The following is a 23,158-nucleotide window of genomic DNA, read 5'->3' as shown; positions in this document are numbered from 1 at the left end:
ATATCTAGATTTCGGCGCCCGCGAGAAGGCGCGGCAGGTCGCCAGCTTCGCCGCGCGCTTCGTCCATGAAGAAGCGCTTGAGCATCGGCATGCGCTGCACCGCGCCGAGGCCCGCGCGGCGCACCGCCGAAGCGGTGCGGCCCGGCACGCCGAACAGCCGCGTGAGGCCATCGGTCGCCAGGCTGACCATCAGGCTGTCGAGCCCGCGCCAGCGCTGGTAGCGTGCGAGCAGCGCGGCATCGCCGAGATCGAGGCCAAGGCGAGCGCCATCGACGAGCACTTCGGCAAGCGCGGCGGCGTCGCGCAAACCAAGGTTGAGCCCCTGACCGGCGATCGGATGAATGCCGTGCGCCGCGTCGCCGACAAGCGCGATGCGGTCGGCCACGATCTTTGCGCTGTGGTGAAAGCCAAGCGGATACGTCATCCTTGGCGCAACGAGTTCCATCGACCCGAGAAGATCGCCGGCGCGCTTCTCCAGCTCGGCCGTGAAGCCGCGGTCGCCGAGTTTGGCAAAGCCCGGCCCGTCCTTTTCGGACACCGTCCACACGAACGCCGAACGATGCCGCCCCTGCGCATCGTCGACGAGTGGCAACAGCGCGAAGGGTCCGGACGGAAAGAAGATTTCATGCGCGACGCGATCGTGCGACTTGCTGTGCGCCACCGCACCGATCATCGCATGATGGTGATACGACCAGTTCGCAATGCTGAATCCCGCCGCGTCGCGCGTGGGGGAGCGGCGACCTTCGGCAACGATCAGCAGAGGCGCGGCGAGTGTCGTCCCGTCCGCGAGCGTCAAGGTGACGCCATGGACCCCGACATCGCGGGTGACGACGTGCGACGGCATCAACAGACGCACGAGCGGCGCGTCGGCGAGCGCCGCGGCGAGCGCGATGCGCAGCTGACGATTCTCGATCATCGTGCCGAGTGCGCGATCCTCCGGCGACGTCACGAAGTCGAGTTCGCCCGCCTGCCCGCCGTCGCTGACCTTGATCGCATGGATCGGACATCCATGGCCCGCGAGCCGATCGGCAATGCCGAGCACTTCGAACATTTGCCACGTCGCGCTGGCGATGGCCGAAGCGCGGCCATCGAATCCCGGCGCGATCGTCGCCACCGGATCGGCGGGATCGACAATCTGCGACGAAAGGCCGTGGTGCGCGAGCGCGAGCGCGAGCACCTGGCCGACAAGGCCGCCGCCCGAGATCAGGACATCGCTGCGCAGGGTTTCGCTCATCACCTCGCCCTAGCTCGCTGTGCTTCGATTGGAAAGACCGTGGACGAGCGGTTCACGGCGCCCTGCCGAAACGGGCCATGCTTGACGGCGAGTCCACCGCATGTGCATATCGCCGTGGTTAACTCATGGGGACCGATTTCAGCATGGCCAGCCGCAAGCCCGTCGCCGCAAAGGCCGATTGGCGCACCGTTTTCCGGCAAAGCATTGCGCGCAGCCTTGTGATCGCGGCGGCGGTGGCGCTTGCCGCCTTCACGCTGTTCCTGACGCTTGCTCTCCTGACCTATGACAGCACCGATGCAGCGCTGAACACGGCGGCAGGTGGCAGCGCCGCCAACTGGATGGGAGCGCCCGGTGCATGGTTCGCCGACCTTGGCCTGTCCGTCGGCGGTGCTCCGATCGCCCTTCTGTTGCCTCTGCTCGGCATCATGGCGTGGCGGCTGTGGATCGGCGAGCTGCAACCCTATTGGGTCCGCCAACTTGCCTATAGCTTCGGCGGCATATTGCTCGCAGGGCTTGGCGCCGAACTGTGGGCGCCCGCAAACGCATCGCCGCTGCCCGCAGGCTGGGGCGGGATCATCGCGCTTGTCGTCGGCGGCGCGATCGCCCCGTGGTTCCAGCTGGCAGGCGACCCCGCGTCAGCGCTGATCCGTTTCGCAACGATCCTCGCGCTGCTCGGGCTCGGCATCTGGCTCGCGTGGCGCGCACTCCGCCTCGAAAAAGGCTGGTCGCAGCGCTTCAAGCTGCCCGTTCCCGACAGCAGCCGCGTCGTCGAACCTGCGCGCGCGATCGATACCGGCGCGAAGGCACCCAATTTGATGGAACGCGTCATCCGCCCGCGCCCGCGCGCTGAGCCAAGCGACCGCGCGCCGCCGGAAATCGCCGAACCCGTCCAGCGCTCGGCGCCGTCGAAGCCCAAGGCCAAGCCGCAGACCGAGCTGTTCACCAATTATCAGCTGCCCTCGATCGACCTGCTTGCGCCGGCTCCCGACCGTCCCGCGGGGCAGATCGACAAGGCGGCACTTGAACGCAACGCCCGCCTGCTCGAATCGGTGCTCGAGGATTTCCAGGTCAAGGGCGTGATCACCGCGGTGCGCCCCGGCCCGGTCGTCACCATGTACGAACTCGAACCCGCGCCGGGGACCAAGGCTAGTCGGGTGTCTAATTTGGCCGATGATATAGCGCGGAACATGTCGGCACTGTCGGCGCGAATCGCACCGATTCCGGGGCGCACGGTCATCGGTATCGAGCTGCCGAACGCGCATCGCGAAGCAGTGGTGCTGCATGAAATCATCGGTAGTGCGCTGTTTCAGGACCAATCGGGCGCACTTCCGATCATCCTCGGCAAGAATATCAGCGGCGACGCGATGATCGCCGACCTGGCCCCGATGCCGCACCTGCTGATCGCAGGCACCACCGGTTCGGGCAAGTCGGTCGGGCTGAACGCGATGATCCTGTCGCTCCTCTATCGCCTTGGCCCCGACCAGGTGAAGATGATCATGATCGATCCCAAGATGCTGGAACTGAGCGTCTATGACGATATTCCGCACTTGCTCGCCCCGGTGGTCACCGAGCCCAAGAAGGCGATCCGCGCCCTCAAATGGGCGGTCGAGCAGATGGAGGACCGGTACCGGATGATGTCGTCGCTGTCGGTTCGCAACCTCGCGAGCTACAACGACAAGGTGCGCGGCGCGCTGGCCAAGGGCAAGTCGCTCGGGCGGCGCGTCCAGACCGGCTATGACCCCGACACCGGCCAGCCGATCTATGAGGAAGAGACGCTCGACTATGCGCCGCTGCCGCAGATCGTGGTGGTCGTCGACGAGCTGGCCGACCTGATGATGACCGCGGGCAAGGAGGTCGAATTCCTGATCCAGCGGCTCGCGCAAAAGGCGCGCGCCGCGGGCATCCACCTGATCCTGGCGACACAGCGCCCGTCGGTCGACGTCATCACCGGTGTCATCAAGGCGAACCTGCCGACGCGCATCAGCTTCAACGTCACCTCGAAGATCGACAGCCGCACGATCCTGGGCGAGGCGGGCGCCGAACAGCTGCTCGGCAAGGGCGACATGCTCTATGTTCCCGGCGGCAAGCAGATCACCCGCATCCACGGGCCGTTCGTGTCCGACGACGAAGTCCGCGCGGTCGCCGACCATTGGCGCGGGCAGGGCCGCCCCGACTATGTCGAGAGCGTCACCGAAGACCCCGAGGATGGCGGCTTCGCCATGGAAGGCGCGCCCGCGGGCGGCGACAGCGCCGAGGATCGCATGTACGCGAAAGCGTGCCAGATCGTCGTCGAAAGCCAGAAGGCCTCGACGAGCTGGCTCCAGCGTCAGCTGCGTATCGGGTACAACAGCGCGGCGCGCCTGATCGAACGGATGGAAGAGGAAGGGCTGGTCAGCCCGCCCAACCATGTCGGCCGCCGCGACGTGCTGACCGACCAGTACGGCCAGCAGCGGTGACGGAACCATTTACCCCGTTCGGGACTTGAACGCCCTCTGACGGCGGGGTTCAGCGCGGGTTCAATGCCCGCGCCGCATGCCCCGACCGAACCTCGACCAGAATGAGAGCCAGATGATCTTCAAAACGACCCTGACCCGTCTTGCCGCTGTGGCCCTTGCCCCGGCGTTTGCCGCGGCTGTCTTGATCGGCGCTCCCGCGATTGCCCAGCCGGCCAATGCGCTGGCATCGGTGCAGACGCACCTCAAGGCGACGACATCGATGACCGCGGACTTCGTCCAGACCGACCGCAACGGCCAGCGCGTGTCGGGCAAGCTGACGCTGAAGCGCCCGGGCAAGATCCGCTTCCAGTATCAGAAGGATGTTCCGCTGTTGATCGTCGGCGACGGCAGCCGCCTGACCATGATCGATTATCAGGTAAAGCAGGTGCAGAGCTGGCCGGTGAAGAATTCGCCGCTGGGTGCGCTGCTCGATCCCGAACGCGACCTGACGAAATATGCGAAGGTGCTGCCGACGGGCAGCGGCGACGTGCTGAGCGTCGAGGTCAAGGATCCCAAGCGCCCCGAATATGGAACGATCACGATGGTGTTCATCCGCGACGGATCGTCGCCGGGCGGGGTGCGGCTGCGCGGCTGGGTCGCGCTCGATTCGCAGAACAACCGCACGCGCATCGACCTCAGCAACCAGCAGTTCAACGTCGCCGTCGCCGACTCCGCGTTCAAATGGACCGACCCGCGGCCGCGCCAGCGGAAGTAGGCGGCGCAGCTTCGACGAACGGCCGATCCTGGCCGACGAACGGCGCCGAAGGCCGCCTTGTTCAGCTTGGCGACAGGGAAGCAGCGCTATTTCGGTTCTCGAAGACGCCAAACGGCCCCGGCATTGGGTTTCCCCCTGTTGCCCCATCCGGATCGCCCGGTGTCTTCATTCAAGAGCGTGACGAACGCTGACCTTGAACCCCCGTTCCACCGCCCCTGGAACGGGGGTTTATGTTTTTCGGGCGTTTCCTTTTACCGCTCATGCGGCAAGCGAAGCCAGCCCGCTGCCCGACAAGACTCCGTTGCGCACCCCCGCGCGCGCCGATAGAGCCGCAGCATGACAAGCATCGCATCCTGGAACATCAACAGCGTCCGCGCGCGCATCGGCATCGTCGAGAAATTCCTGCGCGAAGAAGCGCCCGACATACTCTGCCTTCAGGAGACAAAGGTCGAATGCGGGCTGTTCCCCAAGGGGATGTTCGAGCAGCTTGGCTACACCCACATCGTCACCAACGGCCAGCGCATGCACCATGGCGTCGCGATCATCAGCAAAGTGCCGCTGACCGACGTGCGCAAATATGACTGGCAGGCGAATGGCGAGGCGCGCCACGTCGGCGTCACGCTGCCGTCGGGCGTGCGGCTCGACAATGTCTATATTCCTGCCGGCGGCGACATTCCCGATCGCGATCTCAACCCGAAGTTCGGGCAGAAGCTCGATTTCTTTGGCCGCATGACCGAATGGTCGCGGGCGCTCGCCGACACACCCACCGTCCTGACCGGCGACTTCAATGTCGCACCGCTCGAAAGCGATGTGTGGAACCACAAGGCGCTGCTCGACGTCGTCAGCCACACGCCGTTGGAGGTCGAGACGCTGGCGCGACTGCAGGCAGCCTCGCAGTGGGTCGACCTGGGACGCCATTTCGTCGCGGCGCCGACCCCGCTCTATACCTGGTGGAGCTATCGCGCGAAGGATTGGGAAGCGTCGAACCGCGGCCGCCGGCTCGACCATATGTGGGTGACGCCCGACCTGCTGCCCAAAGCCGTGGCGCATCGCATCGTGCAGCCGACACGGAGCTGGGAACGCCCCTCCGACCATATCCCGCTGATCACCGAGTTCGCTTTTTGAGCTATGCCGGCGCCCGGAGAGCGGCGCGCGCGATCGACGCGCTGCGCCGCGGCTGGCCGTTCCGCGTGACCGGAACCGACGGCGCGCTCGACCTGCTTGCGGTCGAAAGCGCGCGCGACGAAGCGCGCGACGATTTCGGGAGCGGCGATGTGCTGCTGTCGGGCGAGCGAGCGGTCACGCTGAAGCTGACGAACCAGCGCGTTGCGGCGGCACCGGGGCCGGTGCGACTGGCGGGCGCCGCCGGATCCGTGGCGGCGGCGCTTGCGATCGCCGACCCCGCGCTCGACCTGGCGAACCCGTTGAAAGGTCCGTTTCGTACCATCGCGACGGGTGGTGAAAGCGCGGCAACGGCTGCGATGACGATGGCGCGCCATGCCGGCCTGCTTCCCGCCTTTCTTGTCCGCGACGCGGCGGGCCCGGCCGAAACCGAATGTTCGGCCGACGATGTCGCGGTCCTGCTCGACTCCGCGCGGCTCCAGATTGCGGCGCGCGCGCGGCTGCCCGTCGAGGCCAGCGAAAGCGCCGAGATCGTTGCGTTCCGCTCCCCCGAGGAAGCGTCAGACCATGTCGCGCTCGTCATCGGCAAGCGCGACGGCAACCCGCCTGTCGTGCGCCTGCACAGCGAATGCCTGACCGGTGACGTGCTCGGCAGCCTCAAATGCGATTGCGGGCCACAGCTTCACGCCGCGCTCCACGCGATGGCCGACGCGCCGTGGGGCGTTCTGTTGTATCTGCGGCAGGAAGGCCGCGGGATTGGCCTCGTCAACAAGCTGCGCGCCTATGCGCTGCAGGATCAGGGCTATGACACCGTCGACGCCAATTTGCGGCTCGGCTTTCCGGTCGAGGCGCGCGATTTTGCGATCGCCGCGCGGATGCTCGCGTTGCTCAACATCCCGCGCATCCGGCTGATGACGAACAATCCGGAGAAGGTCGCGCGGCTGGAAAAGGAGGGCGTCGAGGTGGTCGAGCGCCTGCCCCTGGCGCTGCCGACCAACAAATATAACGAGCAATATCTCGCGACGAAGCGCGATCGGACGGGGCACCAGCTCTAACGTTTCGTCATTGCGAGCGAAGCGAAGCAATCTCCAGCTATTGTCGGGCCAGGCCGATGGCTGGAGATAGCTTCGTCGCTACGCTCCTCGCCGTGACGAGGGGCGCGGTATCAGTGCACGAACCGCGCGACCACGTCGCGATAGCTGCGGCTGACCTTCACCTGCGCACCCGAACCGAGCACGAGGAAGCATTCGCCGTTGGTGTGCGGCTTGACTTGCTTGACTTGCGACAGGTTCACGATCGTCGAGCGATGCACGCGCTGGAAATTGCGCGGGTCGAGCCGCTTTTCCAGATCCTTCATCGTCTCGCGCAGGATCAGGCTGTTGTCGGCGGTATAGATGCACATATAATCGCCCGCGGCGTCGATGCGTTCGATGCTGTCGACATCGACGCGAAAGATCTGCCCGCGATCCTTGATGTTGATCATCTTTTCATAGCGGTCGGCGGCGTGGGCGTCGGGCTGGATTTCGGCGTCATAATCGTCGGCCGCGTCGGGCGCGACTTCGGCAAGCACGGTCTTGAGGCGTTCGACTTCCGCGGCGCCGCGCTTTTCGGTCAGCCGCTGGCGCACCCGGTCGAGCGCATCGGCCAGTCGCTCGGGCTCGACCGGCTTGACCAGATAGTCGACAGCCTGCGCCTCGAACGCGCGGATCGCATGGTCCGAATAGGCGGTGACGAACACCACAAGCGGCGGTTCGACCTCCATCAGGCCCTGGATCACCGAAAAGCCGTCGAACCCCGGCATCTGGATGTCGAGGAACACCAGATCGGGTTTGTGCGTCTTGATCTTTCGGATGGCCTCGCGGCCGTTCAATGCGGTGTCGACAATTTCGACATCCGGATGCGCTTCGAGCCGCAGTTGCAGGCCCTGGGTCGCCAATTTCTCATCATCCACCAGGATGGTTCTGATCGTCATGTGCGTTCGGTTCCAATCGTCATTTGCCCGTCGGGCTGGAACGGAAATTCGACGATCACCGTGAATCCGCCCTCAGCGCCCGTCTGGGCCTCGAACCGTTGCTGGTCGCCAAAAGCCTGCGCCAGACGGTCTCTGATGTTGGCTAAACCCACGCCGGTCGATTCCGTTGCAAGTCCTGTGGTGGGGTCGGTCGTTTCCCCTGACAATCCCGAGCCGGTGTCGGACACGGTAATCCGGACGTTTTGACCGGCAAGCTGAGCCGAAATCATAATGTCGGCGCCGTCTTCCTGTGGCGTCACCGCATATTTGATGGCGTTTTCGATCAACGGTTGAAGCAATAGCGAGGGCAGGCGCGCGCGCGCGACCGCCGGATCGATCGTGAAATGCGGGCGCAACCTGTCCTCGAAGCGCATCTTTTCGATATCGAGATACAGTTTCAGCGTTTCGATCTCCTGCGCCAGCGTGACTTGTGCGGTCGGCTCGTTGGCGAGCGTGTAGCGCAGGAACGCCGACAGGCGCGACAGCATCGCATTCGCGGGCTCGGACTGTTTGAGCAGCACCAGGGTCGAAATGCTGTTCAGCGTGTTGAACAGAAAATGCGGGTTGAGCTGATAGCGCAGCATCGCGAGCTGCGCCGATGCCGCCTGCGCCTCGAGCCGGAGCATGCGATCCGCCTGCTCTTCGAGCTGGAGGAAATAGTTGATCGCGAAATAGAGCGCCGACCAGGCGCCAAGCGAGGTGGCGTCGATATAGACCGCGCCGAGCAGCAAGCTGGTGAAACCGGCTTCGCTCGCGGGATTCTGGATCTGTGCGACCCAGGCGTCGATGAACGCCCAGAGCGCCGTCGCGACCCCGGCGAGGCCGAAGCTGACGCCCCACATCAGCAGCGGGCGGCGATTGATCAGCGCGCGGTAACAGACCGAAAGAACCAGCGTCAGCGAGAAACCGGTGATCGCCGAAATCGTCTGGGGAATCAGGAAGGTGAAGGGCTGGCCATTGGCAAGCCCCGACACGCCGCGCAGTCCGAGCCACGCCGCCCAGCCGAGAAGCTGGAGGTTCCAGAACGCGCGCACCTTGTTGCCGAAAAACGGCTCTGGCGACGAAAATCCAAAGAGCGGCATTGCAGCGCTGTTGTCGACGGTCAGCGCCAAGGGGCGCGATGCCAAGGGATCACTCGGCCGCTACGGGCGCCATGCGCACGCGCGCCTGCCCGAGTGGCTGCAGTTCCGAGCGGTGCTTCCACACCAGCTCGCCATAGGACAGGGCGCGACCGTCGTGCGCGGTGATCGTTACCGGCCCGATCGGTTGCTCGTCGTGGCTGTCCACGAGCACGGGCGTCGATGGTACGCCGGCGCCCCATTTCTCGCCCCACTGGCGCAGCGCGATCATCGCGGGCAACAGTTCGACGCCCTTTTGCGTGAGCTGGTACCGCACCTTGCGGCGGTCCTCGGCCATCACTTCGCGCGCCATGATGCCATGGTCGACGAGCCGCGACAGACGGTTCGACAGGATGTTGCGCGCGATGCTGAGCTCCTGCTGGAACTCCTCGAAATGATGGACGCCGTTGAAGGCTGCGCGAAGGATCATGAAGGACCAGCGTTCGCCCATCGCCTCCAGCGCAAGCGGCAACGCGCAATTATCACCGTAAATATCGTTCAGCGGTTCGCGTAATTTTCCCATCAACCTACCCTAACGTAAAATTGCCCGTCGCACAAAAAAATATGCGCCTTTGGTTGCAATTTGCAACCCGCCTCCTAAATTTCATTTTGCAACCCTTTAGGGTTGCCCAAAACAGGAGGACCTCCCCATGATCAAGCTTTCTTCCCCCGCTCTGTTGCTACCCTTGCTGGGCGCGACGCTGGGCGGCGCGGCGCTGATTCCGGCAGCGGCCAACGCCGCCGGCGGTGCCTATTATCGCGCCGAACTCGCGAACGCCCCCAAGACCGGCAAGTTCGTTGCGCGCGATGTCATCTGGTCGTGCGACGGGCCGAGCTGCGGCGCGGGCCGCGGCACCAGCCGCCCGCTGATCATCTGCGCCAGCCTCGCCCGCGAGGCCGGCGAAGTGAAGAGCTTTACCGTGAACGGCACGGCGATCGCAGCCGAAGAGCTCGCGCGCTGTAACGCCGCAAAATAATCCGGCCGACCGGGCAGGGGCGCGCTCCCCTCTTCTTGCTCCCCAGTTCGGTCCGGCTGCACAGAGCCGCTGCGCTTTCCTCTCGCGGAGCGCGGCGGCTCTTCTGATTCAACCGGTCAGGCGTCGGCGCGCGGCGATGAGCGACCAGTGCGCCAGCTCCGGCAGCTGCCGGGCAACGGGTCCGGGGTGCGCGCGAAAGGCGCGGTACACAAGATCGTACCGCCAGCGCCAATGGCTCTTGAGCGCAAGCCTGAGCAGGATTTCGCTCCGCTGCCGGGCCGGCAGCGCCGCGGGGATGGCACGCTCGACGATCGTCGCGGTGAGCGCCTGGATTTGCTCGGCGCGCTGGCTCGTCAGGCTGCCCCCATGTTTCCGGTAGCGATAGAGATCCTCGTGGAGCTCGACGAAGCGGAAGCGCTTCGCGGCGCGGAGCCAGAAATCATAGTCCTCGACGCCGAACAGGCCGGCGTCATAGCCGTTCAGCGCGTCCGTCACGGCGGCGCGATAAAGAAAGCAGGCGCCGACGTTGTTGCCGTGCAACAGGCGCTCGATCGGCCCGACGCGCGAACGGCCAAGCTCGACCCCGTCCTCGTCGATCAGCGTGAAGTCGGCATAGGCGATATCGGCGTCGGGATGCGCATCGAGCGTCGCGACGAGGCGGCCGATCATCGGCGGGCGAAGCAGATTGTCGTCCGATGTCCAGCTGTGCAACGCGCCGCGCGCCGCGGCAAAGCCGCTGTTGAGCGCGGCCGGCAGCCCGACATTGACGTCGAGGTCGATGCGCCGGACACGCGCGTCGCGCGCCGCAGCTTCGGCCATGATCGCGGACGAGCCGTCGGTCGACGCGTCGTTGACGAGAATCAGCTCGAAATCCCGGAAATCCTGGACCAGCACCGACTCGATAGCCGCGGCCAGCCAGCGCGCGCCATTGTGCACGGGCATCACCATCGACACCCGCGGCACGATCGTCGAATCGAGAATATCGGTCCCCATCAGCTCCCGGTCCTACCCCCCGCGACCGATGCTTCCAACGGACTTTACCAAAGTTGCTAACCTCTGGGAGAATATGAAAGCAAGTTTCGCATTGCAATTGGGCCCGCATGAACGACATTGGGTGCAATGCTCAGGCAATATGAACTTGTCGAGCGCGTTCGCGCTTATGACCCCGACGTCGACGAGGCGTTGCTGAACCGCGCCTATGTCTTCACGGTCCAGAAACACGGCAGCCAGAAGCGCGCCTCGGGCGACCCCTATTTCAGCCATCCGGTCGAGGTCGCGGGCATCTTGACCGACCTGCATCTCGATAGCGAGACGATCGTCACCGCGCTGCTCCACGACACGCTCGAGGATACGTTGACGACGCCCGAGGAGATCGAGCGGCTGTTCGGCGCCGATGTCGGGCGGCTCGTCGACGGCGTCACCAAGCTCAGCAAGATCGAAGCACAGACCGAGAATGAGCGTGCCGCGGAAAATCTGCGCAAATTCCTGCTCGCGATGTCCGACGATATCCGCGTGCTGCTCGTCAAGCTCGCCGACCGGCTGCACAATATGCGGACGCTGCATTTCATCAAGAATCCCGACAAGCGGCGGCGCATCGCCAAGGAGACGATGGATATCTATGCCCCGCTCGCCGAGCGGATCGGCATGTATGAATATATGCGCGAGATGCAGCTGCTCGCGTTCGGCGAGCTCGAGCCCGAAGCCTATGCGACGATCACCGGCCGCCTTGCGAAACTGACCGCGGGTGGCAAGGACAAGGTCGCGGGCATCAGCCGCGAGTTCAAGGAACTGCTGGCGAAGAACGGCATCGAGGCCGATGTATCGGGGCGCGAAAAGCACCCCTATTCGATCTGGCGCAAGATGCAGGAGCGGCACGTCAGCTTCGAGCAGGTGACCGACATCATCGCGTTCCGGATCATCACGCCGACCGACGCCGACTGCTATGCCGCGCTCGGCATTCTCCACCGCAAGTGGAAAATGGTCCCCGGCCGCTTCAAGGATTATATCTCGACGCCGAAACGCAACGGCTACAAGTCGCTGCACACGACGATCATGCACCAGCAGAACATGCGCATCGAGATCCAGATCCGCAGCCTTGGCATGCACCAGCAGTCGGAGTTCGGCCTGGCCGCGCACTGGGCATACAAGCAGGGCGGCACCGCGCCCGACGGGCAGGCGGGATGGATTCGCGACCTGCTCGAAATCCTGGAACAGACGCACGATCCCGACGAGTTCCTCGAGAACACGCGCATCGCGATGTATCAGGACCGCATCTTCGCCTTCACGCCGAAGGGAAGCCTGCACCAGCTGCCGAAGGGCGCGACGCCCGTCGATTTCGCCTATGCGGTGCACACCAAGCTGGGCGACCGCACCGTCGGCGCAAAGGTCAACGGACGGCTGGTACCGCTGCGCACCCAACTTGCGAACGGCGATACCGTCGAGATATTGTCGTCGGACAAACAGACGCCGCAGCCCGCCTGGCTGGGCTTTGCCGTGACCGGCAAGGCGCGCGCCGCGATCCGCCGCCACGTCCGATCAAAGGAAAAGGTCGAACTGGCCGCGCTCGGCCGCAAGATGTACGACGAGATCGTCGCGCGCCTGCCGAACAAGGTCGGCGACAAGGCGCGCGCCGCCGCGCTGACGCGGCTGAAGCTCGAGGACGACAGCGCGCTCTATGTCGCGATCGCCAAGCAGCGGTTCAGCGACAATGCGGTGCTCGAAGCGCTGGTGCCCGGCATCACGGCCGAGATGAAGACCAAGCCCGGCAAGCTGACGCAAGGCGCCGCCGTGTCGATCGCCGGATTGACCCCCGGTGTGGCCTATCAGCTGGCCGACTGTTGCCACCCCGTCCCGGGCGACCGCATCATCGGCCTTGCGCGGCCGGGCGAGGGGATCGAGGTGCATGTCATCGACTGTCCCAGCCTGGCCGACGGAATCGACGCCGACTGGATCGATCTGCGCTGGCAGGAAGACAGCGAGGGCGGCAATGCGCGGCTGTGCGTCGTGATCCTCAACGAGCCCGGCACGCTGGCCGAAATGTCGGGCATCCTCGCCGCCAATTCGGCGAACATCACCAACTTGCGCCTGTCGAACCGCGAAGGCGGCTTTCACACCTATGACATTGTTGTCGAGGTGCGCGACGTCCACCATGTGATGCGCATCCTGTCGGCGCTGCGCGCGTCGGACAATGTCGTGCAGGCCGAGCGGCTTTAGGCAGGTCGCCGCCCCAGTTTCCGCGCGGAGCCCGGCTGTCCCCCGTTCGTCATCCCGGACCTGATCCGCGACCCATGCCAGCGCCCGACTTCGTAAACCCCGGATCACGTCCGAGGTGACGATGATCGAAGGAACCGGGGAGACGATGATGGAATTGCCGCCGCATGGGCCGCCGCTTCCTTCCAAAGTTCAGGAAAGTTCAGCCTCGTGCAGCCCCCGGTTTGTCGCGCTCCGCAGACATGCCGCGCCTTAGCTTTTGCCGCGATCCGTAAGACAGGTGGCGATCGCTTTTGTCCCCATGTTCAAAGAGCCGAGACAAAGGCTGGCACAGCCGAATAATGTAGGACAGCGTTTTTTTTGCGCGCGACGGATGCCCGCTCCGAGGAGGCGAGCGGGCGTTGCCTCCCTTCCCTTCGTCATCCCGGACTTGATCCGGGATCCATCGCTGCACCGTCGTCATGGACCCCGGATCAAGTCCGGGGTGACGATAAGCGATAGGTCAGCAATTGCTCGTTAGCCGCCGGTCGTCAGTTCGCGTAGAGCAGCGGCGGGCGCCAGGCGTTCTGGTCGACCTCGTCGCGGACCTTGTAGACCATCCCCTTGCTGTTGAGGAACAGCTTCTCTATCTCGGGCCGCGTGAACGGGCGCGAGCCGACGCGGCCAAAGACCGCAATCTGGCCGCCGCTTTCGTCGACTGCGCGGTCGCGGTCGAGACCTTTCGACAGCGCGAGCGCCGGCGATGGCGTCTTTGCCCAGGCGATCAGTTCGGGTGTCGGTTTCGGCGAGAAGCCATAGAGGCCGGGGTTATCGGGACTCGTCAGCTGGAGCACCTTGATGCCGTTTCGTCCGTCGGCGACATAGGCAAAGAGCGACGCATTGGTCGAAGCGACGATCACATCCTCGGCATCGTTCAGCGCGCCATTGAAGGTCAGGCCCGGCCAGACGACCGGCGCCGCGGGGCGGGTGACATCGACGAGCACCAGCCCGTCGGCCTTTGCCGCGACATACATATAGGTGCGCGCGATATAGATTTTGCGCGCATTGGCGACCCGCACCGTCCCCTGTGGGACCGGAACCGGCTGCGCCATATTGGTGATGTCGAACAGGCTGACACCCTCGGCATTGGTGACCCACAGGTAGCGGAACTGGACGGCGCTCGCGCGCGCGTCGGTCAGCGGCAGCTGTGCCGTCAGCCGGGGTTCGAGCGGCGTCGACAGGTCGACGACCGCCAGCCCGGCATCGGTGGTGATATAGGCATAATTGCCCGCGAGGGTGACGTGCCGCGCCCCGGCCAGCACATTGCCTTCGTTCCACGTCAACGCGCGCGTGAGCTTGTTGTCGCGGAATTCGCCGTTCGCCATTGTGTCGATGTCGACGAGGATCAGCCCTTCGACGCTGTCGGTGATCACGGCGTAGCGGTACAGCGGATGGAAGGACTGCTCCTGGTTTTCAGGGAAGTCCTTCACGATATGGTCGTTGCGCGAGAGGCTGATCGGCTGGTTGGTGCCGATCGCCATGCAGGTCGCGTTGGTCGTCTTCACATGCGTGTCATGACCGAGCGGCGAGAATGGCGCGCGGATGATCCGTTCGGAGAAGCCCTTGTTGCCGATCGACGCGACGTCATAGACGCGAAAGCCGCCCCTGCCTTCGGCGACGAACATATATTCGCCGCGCTGTTGCAGGCAGTTGACCCGTCCGCTCGTGTCCTGAACGACGTTGGCGAACTCTTCGAGCGCATATTTTTCGCCCGACACCTTCTTGTCGAAGGCCTTGCCGCGGACCCAATTCTTGAGCTCGCGGCCATTTTGTTCGACGTGCAGCTTCCAATAGTCGGGATAGGCATATTTCTGCAGATAGCTGCCGATCACCGCCTGCGGTTCGTCCCATTCGGTGACGCGCGTCGCCTGGAAGCTGCCGTCCTGACCCGACCAGACGTTGAGCCCGACGAAGTTCACGAAATTGGTGCCCATCAATGTCAGCTGCGACATGATCGCATTGTTATCGTCGGCCTGGGACAGGTGGCAGTCGGTGCATTGCTTGGTTTCCTGCCGGCGCACGGTGTGCGGGAAATGCGGTGCGAAGGCCTGGCTGGAGAAACCGGCCGAGCTGATCGGCGGCTGCTGAACATAGATGCGTTCGCGATTGAGGTTGGTCGACGACAGCACGAGCGCGGATGTCGATCGCACCGGCGTGATGATTCCGCGGACCTCGCCGTTCGGGCCGGGTTCGCCGGGTTTGGTCGTCATATGGCGGCCGAGCTGGAACATCTCGTCGCGCGCCACCTGCGGGTTATAGGTCGCAAAATTGCGTGTCTCCTCCCCCTCGAAATGGTGCATCTTGGTCTTCCAGTTCGCCTCGATCGGCAAATGGCAACCGCCGCAGCTCGTCGTCCATGACAAGTGACAGGTGAAGCAGGTCATCTTGTCGTCGCCGTGCGCGCGATCTTCCTTCGCGACGCCGGGTCCCCAGGCATAGGTTCCGTCGTCGGCGCCCGACCGCGACATCAGCTTCGCGCGCGCCGCCTTGGCGTTGAAGTGCGGTCCGGGGGTCACTGCCTGTTTCACCAGACTGACCTGCCATTCCAGCTTCGGATCGACGATCGAACGCTGGATCAGGCCCGTGACTTCGCCATCGTCATTATACTGGAATTCGAAGCGGCGGCGGCCGTCGCTGTTGCGCAGCAGTGCCAGATTGGTGCCCTGCGGCCGCGCCGCGACGTTCGACGTCAACAGGTTGGGCAGCGCGTCGGCAGTGCCGTGACAGTCCTTGCACCCGATTTCGACCGCATTCGCGACTTCGCCCTGGATATAGCCGTTACCGTGCGCGTCCTGCGCAAAATGGCAGTCGGCGCATTGCATGCCCTTTTCGGCATGAATGTCCATCATATGGACGGCCTTGCCGGGGTTGATGCCCGGCGGCACGAACTTGCCCTCGACGCCCGGCTTGCCCGGATCCGCGCTGCTCAGGCACAGGTCGCGTTCCTTCTGATCGGTATAATGGCTGCAGCTCTTGCGCCATTTCTCGGGATCCTTGGGATCGATGATATGCGCCTGATCGGTGCCATAGGTCGACATATTGCCGTCGGCGTCGAGCAGATTGCCGTTGCGATCGCGCTTGAAGATGCCGCGGAAATTCCAGCCGTGACCATGATAGTCGGCGAACTGCGTGTTCTGGTTGGAATCGTTGACGTCATAGACATCGCGGAGGAACTCGACATCGGACCATAGTCCGCGCGTTGCCGCACCCTCGGGATTGCGCTCCAGCGTCTTGTGAACTTCGGCGGCAGTCGGATAATGCTGCTGCTTATATTTCTTCTGATATTCCTCGTCGCTCATTCCCGGCGGCCGCGGCGCCGTATTGTCCGGCCCCGGCCACATCTGCGGCGCGTCGGACTCATAGTCCCACATCGTATAGCCAAGGTACGAGTTCAGGAAGATATTCGGCTGGTGCATGTGGCAGGACATGCACTGCGATGTCGGGATTGCGCGGGTGAAAGCGTGACCGATCGGATGGCCCGCTTCGAGCCGCTCCTTCCTGGCCTTGGCCTGCGGACCCGCCGCAGCGTCGGCCGGATCGACGAGCGCGCCATGCTGGTCGGGATCGGGCGCATGTTTCGCGCCGTCACCATGATCCGATCCGCCGCCGCCGCCGCCGCCGCCGTGCGCGCTACCGCCATGATCGTCGCTTTCGGGCTTCCATTTGCGGTCGGAAATCGTCGGGTCGACGGTCGCGGTCTCGCCGTCGCGGCCATATTTCGCATAGATCAGGCTATGCCGCGGCTCGCGGTCGTTGGCGTATATGACGTGACATCCCGCGCAGCCCGAATGCCGATAATCGCCCGGCTGGTCGTTGGTCCCCATGAACCATGACAGAGGATCGTTGAGGCGCGTCTTGTGGATGTTAAGCACCGGAATCGACACGCGAAGGCCGGTCCCCGGTCCGCGGTTCGACTGTTTGAGGTCGGGACGACCGGGCTCTTCGAGGCGCTGGATGCTGCCCGACGGGTTCGGCAGTCCGATTTCGGCGAACTGCGTGCTGACATTGCGTCCGCCGCGCTCGAAGACGCGGAAGACGTCACCGGGCGGGATCACGCTCCAGCGCGGGAGCGGATACATTCGGGCGAGCGCGCCGCGCTTTTTCTCTTCGGGCTTCAGGATTTTTTCGGGATCGAAGCTCGGCTTGCACGCCTCGGCATAGTCTTCCTTCGTCAGTCGCGACGACGGCGAGAGGAGGCACGCAGGCTCGCCGTCGCGCGTATAGGCTTCGCCAAAGATGTAATTCTTATAGGGGATGATACCGTTGTTATACGCCGCCCCGCCCCACAACATCGCACCGGTCGACATCATCGACCGCTCGGTCGCCTCGATCACTTCGAGGTGGCAAGACCCGCACGCCTCGCGCGCGACGCGATAGTCGCTGGGGTTCACGAAACGGATGAATTCGGGCGATTCCTTGTTGAGCAGCGTGTAGCTGCGCTTCGGGTTCGCGGGGCTGCCGCCCCATGCGCCAGGCAAGGTCGGCTGCGGGTGCGCGGCCTTCTTTGCGGCGAGGTTATAGACGTTTTCATAGCCGAGTTCGGGCTTGCCGAAGGCGGCAGGCGAGGTCGAATCGCCGCCGTGGCAATCGGTGCAGCCGAGCCGCACCGCCGGCGTGCTGTGCATCGTGGGCAGGTCGGTGCGGACGTGGCAGCTATAGCAGCCCGCCGATTTCTCGGCCATTTGCGCCTCGGTCTGCTCCTTCGGCGCCGGGGGCGTGAAGCGATAGACGACCTTGACCGGCTTTTCTTCCTCCGACGCGCGCACGCCCTGCGCGCCGAACGCCAGCGTCATCATCGCGAAGGCAAGGAGAGCGAAGAGTTTGCGCGCCATCGTCAGAAACTCACGATCACATTGGCGAGGATCGAGACATACGCCTTGTTACCCTGCTTGTTGTCGAACAAATCCTTGAACCCCTTGCCCGGAAGGAGGACCGCGGTGCTGAGGCGCCCGACGATATTCTGCGTCGCTTTCGGGCGCCAGATGCCCGCAACCGACAAGTCGAAGCCGATATCCTTGGGGATCGATCCTTCGACGCGCAATGTCTGCAACACTTTCGTATTGTCGAACCAGAGGTGGTTGGCGTTGAGGCTGACGCGCGTTTCGGGCGAGAGGTCGAAATCGGCGCCCGCGCCCAGGAACACCGTGCCGGGATTGTTGAAGTTCGACTGTCCCTCTTCCTTCGAGGAGCGTAGCGAGTTCAATATGCCGTTGCGGCCGCTGATCGCGATGACGCGCCCGCCGCCCGCAAAGGGGATCGTCTGGCGGATCCAGTAGCTAGTGTCGGCGCCGCCGAAGATCGGATTCTCGAAAATCGCGTCGAAGCCGCCTTCGACATTATTATAGGGATCGCGATCGCCGCTCGCGTACAGCCCCGACAGGCGGAACCGCATCCAGTCATGGTCATAGCTGAGTTCGGCGGCAGCAAAGCCGGCGCGGATCTTTGCGGGCTTGCTGGTGAAGATGCTGTTCCGGTCTTCGCCGAGCGCGGCATAGAAGCTGGCGGTGACGTTGATCCGGCCGATGCGCCCGTCGGCGCTGTAGCCCAGATAGGTCACGTCATATTCGCGCCCGCGCAGATCGCCGATCAGCGCCGGCCGCACCGGAAAACCATTGTGGTCGATCTGGATGTCGTTCTTTTCGCGGTTCCGGTTATAGGTCACGCTGACCTGGCTGGTCAGCCCGACGAACGGGAAATCCTGGCGATAGACATTGCCGGTGAAGATGAAATCGTCGCGCGGCGTCTGGGTGATGTCGTTGAGGCCGCTGTTCGTATCCTTCTCGAGCCGCCAGAACGCCGCGACATTATACTGGAAACGATTGTTGTCGCGGTTGCCGAACAGGCGGACGCCGAGCTGGCTGTCGTTGAACAGAAAGCCGCGGAAGTCGCTCTGAAACGGCTGGATGCCGATGCGGATCGAGTGAAAGTCAAACCGGTCGCTGTCGTTGCCGAGATGCTTGTCGACGAACAGTTCCTGGACGCCGAGGAAACTGTCGTAGCGATGGCTCTTCTTCGACGGGCGCACGTCGAGGACGCGCCGTTCGGGCACGTCGACATAATTGGCCTGATAGGCAAGCGTGACGCGATATTCGATGTCGGGCGGCTTGAAGGCGGTCGAACCCTTGATCAGTGCGGCGCCCGCGATGAACGTCTGCGCGACGACGAAGCTGCGGTCCTTGCCGAAGACGTCGACGCTGCCGGGGCGCTCGGTGGTCTGGACGCCGACGGGAATCGGGAAGGTGCGCGGTTCGAACACCGTGTCCGACACGGCGTTCAGGACGAAGAACCAGTCGTCGCCCTTGATCGGCAGCCATTTGACCTTTGCGGGGTCGATCGCGCGATCGCCCTTCAACGTGTTCTGGTGATAGGGGTCGAACCAGCGTTCCTTGACGACGCCCAGCGTCTCGATCAGGCGCCAGCGGTCGGGAACCGGAAGCTGGTCCTCGATCCCCGGAAAGGCCTGCGGCGGCGGCGGGCGAAGCGCGCCGACATTGTCCTGCGTCAGCTGATCGGGCAGGTCGGGGGTATAGCCCGGACGACGACGGCCCTCGATGATCTGGGTGACCAGATCGTCCTTGATCACTTCCTGCCAGTCGACCGGCGGAGGTGGCGGCGTCAGCTCGTCGATCGATGGCTCGGCCGGAGCGACGGCAACCGCCGCGCCGCTCTCGTCCACCGCGGGCGGATCGGCCGCAGGCGGCGCCGGCGGCACTTCGGCCGCAGGCGCCCCTTGCGCCGCGAGCGTCGCAATGATCGGCCAAAGGCTGACCTCGACGCTCATCGCCTACAGCCCGTCGCAGACATTTTGCTGCGCCGTGTCGAGGAAGGGCGCAAACGGACAGCCGATATAGCGCAGGCGCACCTTCGCTCCGTCCGCCAAGGTGACGACCACCTGATCCGACCGGATCGCCGAGGGCGCGTTGCCGATCCCGCCAACGCGCGCGCCGCCATTATGCGTGCCGAGGAAGCTGATCATATCGTCCTGGTCGATCCCGTCGCCCGACACGCCGATCGCCCCGACGAGCGTGTTGCCGCGATAGATGGGGACCGACCCGGGAAAGATCTGGATGCCGTTCTGCAGCCGGTTCTGCCCCGGCACGACGTCGGGCAGCGTGGTGCAGCGGGCGGGCGTGTCGGGATTTGCGCCCTGCAAAAAGCCGACATGCTGGCCCACATTCCCGATGATCAGCGCCGACTGGAGCCCGGTCGAGAAGGGATTGAACTGCCCGATCGGGCGCGACAGTGGTCCGTTCGGGCGGCCGACCTCGCCGTCGGGGAAATAGGGCCGCGACAGATTGCCGTTCGCGCGGTCGGGAAACGCGATCGTCCCCGTCAGCGCCGCCGGGTTGTTCAGGAAGGTGCGCGTCGCGGTGACGAACTGGCGGATGTCGGCACTGGCGTTGGCGCTGAGCTCCGCTCCGGCCTGGGCGGTCGAAAAGAAGGCCGCCGTGCGCGCCTTCTGCAGGCTGACGTCGGATCCGAAAATCGGCGCATCGGGCGAGCGGACCATGCCGAGCGGCGTGCCGAAGGTGTCGACGACGCTGATGGTCACCTGCGCGCGGCTGTCGAGCGGGCGGCGAATCTGCGCGCGCGCGCGGCTCATGATCGTGAAAGCTTCCTCGAGCACGGCGCGCACTTCGGCCGCCGAAAGCGGCGTCGCGACCGCGGCGCCGTCGGCGCCGGCACGGATCGGGAAGCGGTTGGTGCCGCTGCCGTTGGTAAAGACGAACGCGTCGCGGTTCGAGAATTCGGCTGCTGTCGACGCGCGGATGCCCGACGCTTCGGTGCCATAGGCCGTCCCCGCGATCACGGCCGCATTGGCATAGCCGGTGACCGCGACCAGATTGCCCACGACGCCGTTGAGGCCAGCGAAACCGGCGCCGCCGCTGCTCATCACCCCGGCGAACGTCGCGTCGGAGAAGCGCAAGGTCGTGCCGTCGACGCTGATCTTGTCGGCGGTGATCGTCGAGGGCGCTTCGAACCCGCGCGTACCCGCGAGCGCGATAAATTCCTCGGGATCATTCTCGACATCGAGAATATTGGTATCGAGGCCATAGACACCGTCGCCCATCACCCCGATGCCGCCGACGAGAACGCCATTCTTATAGAGCGGCAGCCCGCCCGCATCGGCAGCAAGGCCGAGCGGCGAGCGCTTCGGCCCGATCAGCGCCGCAGCACCCGCAGCACCGAAACGCGACGAAAAATCGCTGCACGGAAGCTGGCTGAACTGCACGCCATAGAGCGGCCCGCTTTCGAGCCCGACGGTCGTCGGCGCAGGCGGGAAATGCTCCTGGACGATCTGGCTCGCCGTGCGGGTCGAAAAGGCGTTGCCGCCGCTGGAAAGATACGCGCCGGTGATGGCTTTCGCGATCGCGCCGCCCTCGGCCGGAAAAGTGACGTTCTGCGCGTCCATATTGGTGCCGTTGGGCGCGGGGGCCGTCGTCGCGGTCGCGCGCGCGCCGTTCATGCGAAAGACGGCGAGGACGTTGCCGACGCGGTCGGTCACCGCGATCACCGACGGCAGGCCGCGCGCCTGCGCTTCCGAGATCGCATTGGCGAGAACCGTCTGCACCTCGGTGACGCTGAGCGATTCAGCGGCGGGCGGGGTGAAGAGGCCGCCGGTCGGGGCGGGCGTGGGAGTTGGCGTCGGCGTGGGCGCCGGGGTGGGCGTCCCGCCCCCGCCCCCGCCGCACGAAACCAAAAGCAGCGAGCCGATCGCGGCCAGCGCCGCCGAGCGGAAAAGATGGGTCTTGGCTTGCATATCTCTTACCGCAGCGCCCGGATCGAGCGCACCGCGCTGCCGAGCGCAGCCTGGAAATCGGTCGGTTTGAAGCTGTTGGGATCCTTGACCGCACTATAAGCGCGGTCGATGTCGGCGCGGATGCCGGCGGCCGCGCCGACCGTGACGCGGCCCGACGACACCATCGAGTTGAGCAAGGTGTCGACCCCCATCACGGCCTGCTGCGACCCTTCATAGTCGGTCAGACGGTCGTTGATCGCTGGGGCCGAAACCGCATCGACGAGCGCGAACGCGTCGGTGGTCGAGAAGCTGCGCGCCGCAAAGGCGCTCTTCAGCGCCGATACCGTCTCGGCCAATTTGGCCGCCGCAGCGACGGCGCTCGCACGGTCGGTCGTCATCGCGCGATGGAACGCCGCGGTGCGCGCCGCGAGCTGGTCCGCAAGCGCCGGCGACGCCAGCCGCGCCGCGGCCGAGAGCATGATCAGATTCTCGTCATTATAGGGCGGAATACCCTCGGGCCATTTCTCGCCGCCCGACATCACCCGGCCGGGATTGTCGACGCCGGTGCGAAGCGGTTTCGCCTGATCATAGATGCGGCGGTGGCAGCTGTGACAATCGAGGAAATAGAATTCGGGGAACATCCCCTCGGTCCCGCGCTTCGACTGGAACAGGTCGAGACTGCGTTCGAGGGCGACCGCCTGCCCGACGGCCCACATCTGGACATGATCGGTGCGCGCCTTCCGCGCCCCAAATTTGCGCGAGCCATAATCGTCATCTTCGTAATGATGCGCCTGGAGCGAGGAGAAGAGGTCGAGTTCGAACGAGATGCGCGGATGGCCCGCCGCCATGATGCGGTGCGTGACAAACTGGCCTTCGCCCTTCGATCCGAAATGGCAGTCGACGCAGACGCCCGCACGCACCACCGGATCCTCGAGCTTCCAGAGGCCGGCGCGCAGGTTCGACAGATGCTTCTCCCGCATCTCGCGGTCGGGATCAGAGTTGGTGCCGACGCCGGCATAATGGCTCGATATCCAGCCGCCCGCCGGGCCGTGACACGATTCGCAGCCGACGCCGTCGTCGAGCGGTACCGCACCGCGGCTGGCGCCGGCGGTGCTGTGGCACCCCAGGCACATCGGCGCCTTCGATGGATCGCCGATGCCGAGATTGCGCGCGATGAACTGGCTGCGGCTGTTCGACAGCACGGCCCAGGCGCGGCTATGCGCGCCGCCCGGAGTCGAAGGCTCCTGCCATTTCATCAATTCGTCCTGACGGACGACGATGCCGTCGCCTTCCATCCGGCCGTGGCAGGTCGATCCGGCGCACGAAGCGACACCGGTATGGCGCCCGGCCTCGCCGCCCTGCGAGCGGGCGGGAGGGGCAGCGACGACCGCAGCGATCACGAGCGCAAGCAATAGCGCCGCGAACGCCGCTATGGCCGCCCACGGTCGCTCGCCGCGCTTTGCTATCGCGTCGGTCGTCATCCCTGTGTCCCCTTTC

15 protein-coding genes are annotated in these 23,158 nt (G+C 64.8%); 6 read left to right on the top strand and 9 right to left on the bottom strand.

Translation table 11 applies throughout. The features are described 5' to 3' along the window. Positions 1–4: 4 nt before the first annotated feature. A complete protein-coding gene (locus ACO055_RS14340; RefSeq protein ID WP_422059549.1) occupies positions 5–1,234 on the bottom strand; it encodes an FAD-dependent monooxygenase in 1,230 nt (409 codons plus the stop codon). 143 nt (positions 1,235–1,377) lie between these two features. Between ACO055_RS14340 and ACO055_RS14335 the strand changes: the two genes are divergently transcribed. The 4 genes from ACO055_RS14335 (at position 1,378) to ribA (ending at position 6,621) form a co-directional block, all read left to right on the top strand. Further along, positions 1,378–3,690, top strand: a complete 2,313-nt coding sequence (locus ACO055_RS14335) for a DNA translocase FtsK 4TM domain-containing protein (protein ID WP_422062477.1) — start codon at positions 1,378–1,380, stop codon at positions 3,688–3,690. Positions 3,691–3,802: 112 nt separating this feature from the next. Beyond that, positions 3,803–4,444 (top strand): LolA family protein, encoded by a 642-nt coding sequence (locus tag ACO055_RS14330; RefSeq protein ID WP_422059548.1) that lies wholly within the window; start codon positions 3,803–3,805, stop codon positions 4,442–4,444. A 336-nt stretch (positions 4,445–4,780) separates the two neighbouring features. After that, positions 4,781–5,569: an exodeoxyribonuclease III gene (locus ACO055_RS14325; RefSeq protein ID WP_422059547.1), complete on the top strand. Its 789-nt coding sequence runs from the start codon at positions 4,781–4,783 to the stop codon at positions 5,567–5,569. Beyond that, complete coding sequence (gene ribA / locus ACO055_RS14320; protein ID WP_422059546.1) at positions 5,566–6,621, top strand: GTP cyclohydrolase II; 1,056 nt, start codon at positions 5,566–5,568, stop codon at positions 6,619–6,621. Before ACO055_RS14325 ends, ribA begins: the two co-directional genes overlap by 4 nt. A gap of 110 nt (positions 6,622–6,731) precedes the next feature. Here ribA and ACO055_RS14315 read toward each other — a convergent pair whose 3' ends face one another. From ACO055_RS14315 to ACO055_RS14305, 3 genes are read right to left on the bottom strand one after another with little or no spacing between them, the layout of a single operon-like run. Then, positions 6,732–7,538: a LytR/AlgR family response regulator transcription factor gene (locus ACO055_RS14315; protein WP_422059545.1), complete on the bottom strand. Its 807-nt coding sequence runs from the start codon at positions 7,536–7,538 to the stop codon at positions 6,732–6,734. Continuing rightward, positions 7,535–8,659, bottom strand: coding sequence for a sensor histidine kinase (locus tag ACO055_RS14310; protein ID WP_422062476.1), 1,125 nt, complete (start codon positions 8,657–8,659; stop codon positions 7,535–7,537). Before ACO055_RS14310 ends, ACO055_RS14315 begins: the two co-directional genes overlap by 4 nt. Before the next feature lie 49 nt (positions 8,660–8,708). Continuing rightward, a complete protein-coding gene (locus ACO055_RS14305; RefSeq protein ID WP_422059544.1) occupies positions 8,709–9,218 on the bottom strand; it encodes a winged helix-turn-helix transcriptional regulator in 510 nt (169 codons plus the stop codon). A gap of 127 nt (positions 9,219–9,345) precedes the next feature. Here ACO055_RS14305 and ACO055_RS14300 point away from each other — a divergent pair, with 127 nt between their 5' ends. Then, a complete protein-coding gene (locus ACO055_RS14300) occupies positions 9,346–9,672 on the top strand; it encodes a CC_3452 family protein (RefSeq protein WP_422059543.1) in 327 nt (108 codons plus the stop codon). 108 nt (positions 9,673–9,780) lie between these two features. On the opposite strand, the gene ACO055_RS14295 is transcribed toward ACO055_RS14300, so the two are convergent. Next, positions 9,781–10,665 carry a glycosyltransferase family 2 protein gene (locus ACO055_RS14295; protein WP_422059542.1) on the bottom strand — a complete coding sequence of 295 codons (885 nt, stop codon included), beginning with the start codon at positions 10,663–10,665 and terminating at the stop codon, positions 9,781–9,783. 126 nt (positions 10,666–10,791) lie between these two features. On the opposite strand from ACO055_RS14295, the gene ACO055_RS14290 reads away from it, so the two are divergent. Continuing rightward, positions 10,792–12,885 carry a RelA/SpoT family protein gene (locus tag ACO055_RS14290; RefSeq protein ID WP_422059541.1) on the top strand — a complete coding sequence of 698 codons (2,094 nt, stop codon included), beginning with the start codon at positions 10,792–10,794 and terminating at the stop codon, positions 12,883–12,885. Positions 12,886–13,412: 527 nt separating this feature from the next. Here ACO055_RS14290 and ACO055_RS14285 read toward each other — a convergent pair. From ACO055_RS14285 to ACO055_RS14270, 4 genes are read right to left on the bottom strand one after another with little or no spacing between them, the layout of a single operon-like run. Beyond that, positions 13,413–17,753 carry a hypothetical protein gene (locus ACO055_RS14285; protein WP_422059540.1) on the bottom strand — a complete coding sequence of 1,447 codons (4,341 nt, stop codon included), beginning with the start codon at positions 17,751–17,753 and terminating at the stop codon, positions 13,413–13,415. 2 nt (positions 17,754–17,755) lie between these two features. Continuing rightward, on the bottom strand, positions 17,756–19,702 hold the full coding sequence (locus ACO055_RS14280; RefSeq protein WP_422059539.1) for a hypothetical protein: 1,947 nt from the start codon (positions 19,700–19,702) through the stop codon (positions 17,756–17,758). 3 nt (positions 19,703–19,705) lie between these two features. Then, positions 19,706–21,682: a heme-binding protein gene (locus tag ACO055_RS14275; RefSeq protein WP_422059538.1), complete on the bottom strand. Its 1,977-nt coding sequence runs from the start codon at positions 21,680–21,682 to the stop codon at positions 19,706–19,708. A 5-nt stretch (positions 21,683–21,687) separates the two neighbouring features. Further along, positions 21,688–23,142: a multiheme c-type cytochrome gene (locus tag ACO055_RS14270; RefSeq protein WP_422059537.1), complete on the bottom strand. Its 1,455-nt coding sequence runs from the start codon at positions 23,140–23,142 to the stop codon at positions 21,688–21,690. Positions 23,143–23,158: the final 16 nt, after the last annotated feature.

The organism is Sphingopyxis sp., assembly GCF_965227415.1.
Lineage (GTDB): Bacteria > Pseudomonadota > Alphaproteobacteria > Sphingomonadales > Sphingomonadaceae > Sphingopyxis.
This window is presented reverse-complemented; position numbering and strand designations above follow the sequence as displayed.

Excerpts from the sequence above, each read along its gene's own strand:
- ACO055_RS14340 (WP_422059549.1), bottom strand. The coding sequence starts at position 1,234 with ATGAGCGAAACCCTGCGCAGCGATGTCCTGATCTCGGGCGGCGGCCTT.
- ACO055_RS14335 (WP_422062477.1), top strand. The coding sequence starts at position 1,378 with ATGGCCAGCCGCAAGCCCGTCGCCGCAAAGGCCGATTGGCGCACCGTT.
- ACO055_RS14330 (WP_422059548.1), top strand. The coding sequence starts at position 3,803 with ATGATCTTCAAAACGACCCTGACCCGTCTTGCCGCTGTGGCCCTTGCC.
- ACO055_RS14325 (WP_422059547.1), top strand. The coding sequence starts at position 4,781 with ATGACAAGCATCGCATCCTGGAACATCAACAGCGTCCGCGCGCGCATC.
- ACO055_RS14315 (WP_422059545.1), bottom strand. The coding sequence starts at position 7,538 with ATGACGATCAGAACCATCCTGGTGGATGATGAGAAATTGGCGACCCAG.
- ACO055_RS14310 (WP_422062476.1), bottom strand. The coding sequence starts at position 8,659 with ATGCCGCTCTTTGGATTTTCGTCGCCAGAGCCGTTTTTCGGCAACAAG.
- ACO055_RS14305 (WP_422059544.1), bottom strand. The coding sequence starts at position 9,218 with ATGGGAAAATTACGCGAACCGCTGAACGATATTTACGGTGATAATTGC.
- ACO055_RS14300 (WP_422059543.1), top strand. The coding sequence starts at position 9,346 with ATGATCAAGCTTTCTTCCCCCGCTCTGTTGCTACCCTTGCTGGGCGCG.
- ACO055_RS14295 (WP_422059542.1), bottom strand. The coding sequence starts at position 10,665 with ATGGGGACCGATATTCTCGATTCGACGATCGTGCCGCGGGTGTCGATG.
- ACO055_RS14290 (WP_422059541.1), top strand. The coding sequence starts at position 10,792 with ATGCTCAGGCAATATGAACTTGTCGAGCGCGTTCGCGCTTATGACCCC.
- ACO055_RS14285 (WP_422059540.1), bottom strand. The coding sequence starts at position 17,753 with ATGGCGCGCAAACTCTTCGCTCTCCTTGCCTTCGCGATGATGACGCTG.
- ACO055_RS14280 (WP_422059539.1), bottom strand. The coding sequence starts at position 19,702 with ATGAGCGTCGAGGTCAGCCTTTGGCCGATCATTGCGACGCTCGCGGCG.
- ACO055_RS14275 (WP_422059538.1), bottom strand. The coding sequence starts at position 21,682 with ATGCAAGCCAAGACCCATCTTTTCCGCTCGGCGGCGCTGGCCGCGATC.
- ACO055_RS14270 (WP_422059537.1), bottom strand. The coding sequence starts at position 23,142 with ATGACGACCGACGCGATAGCAAAGCGCGGCGAGCGACCGTGGGCGGCC.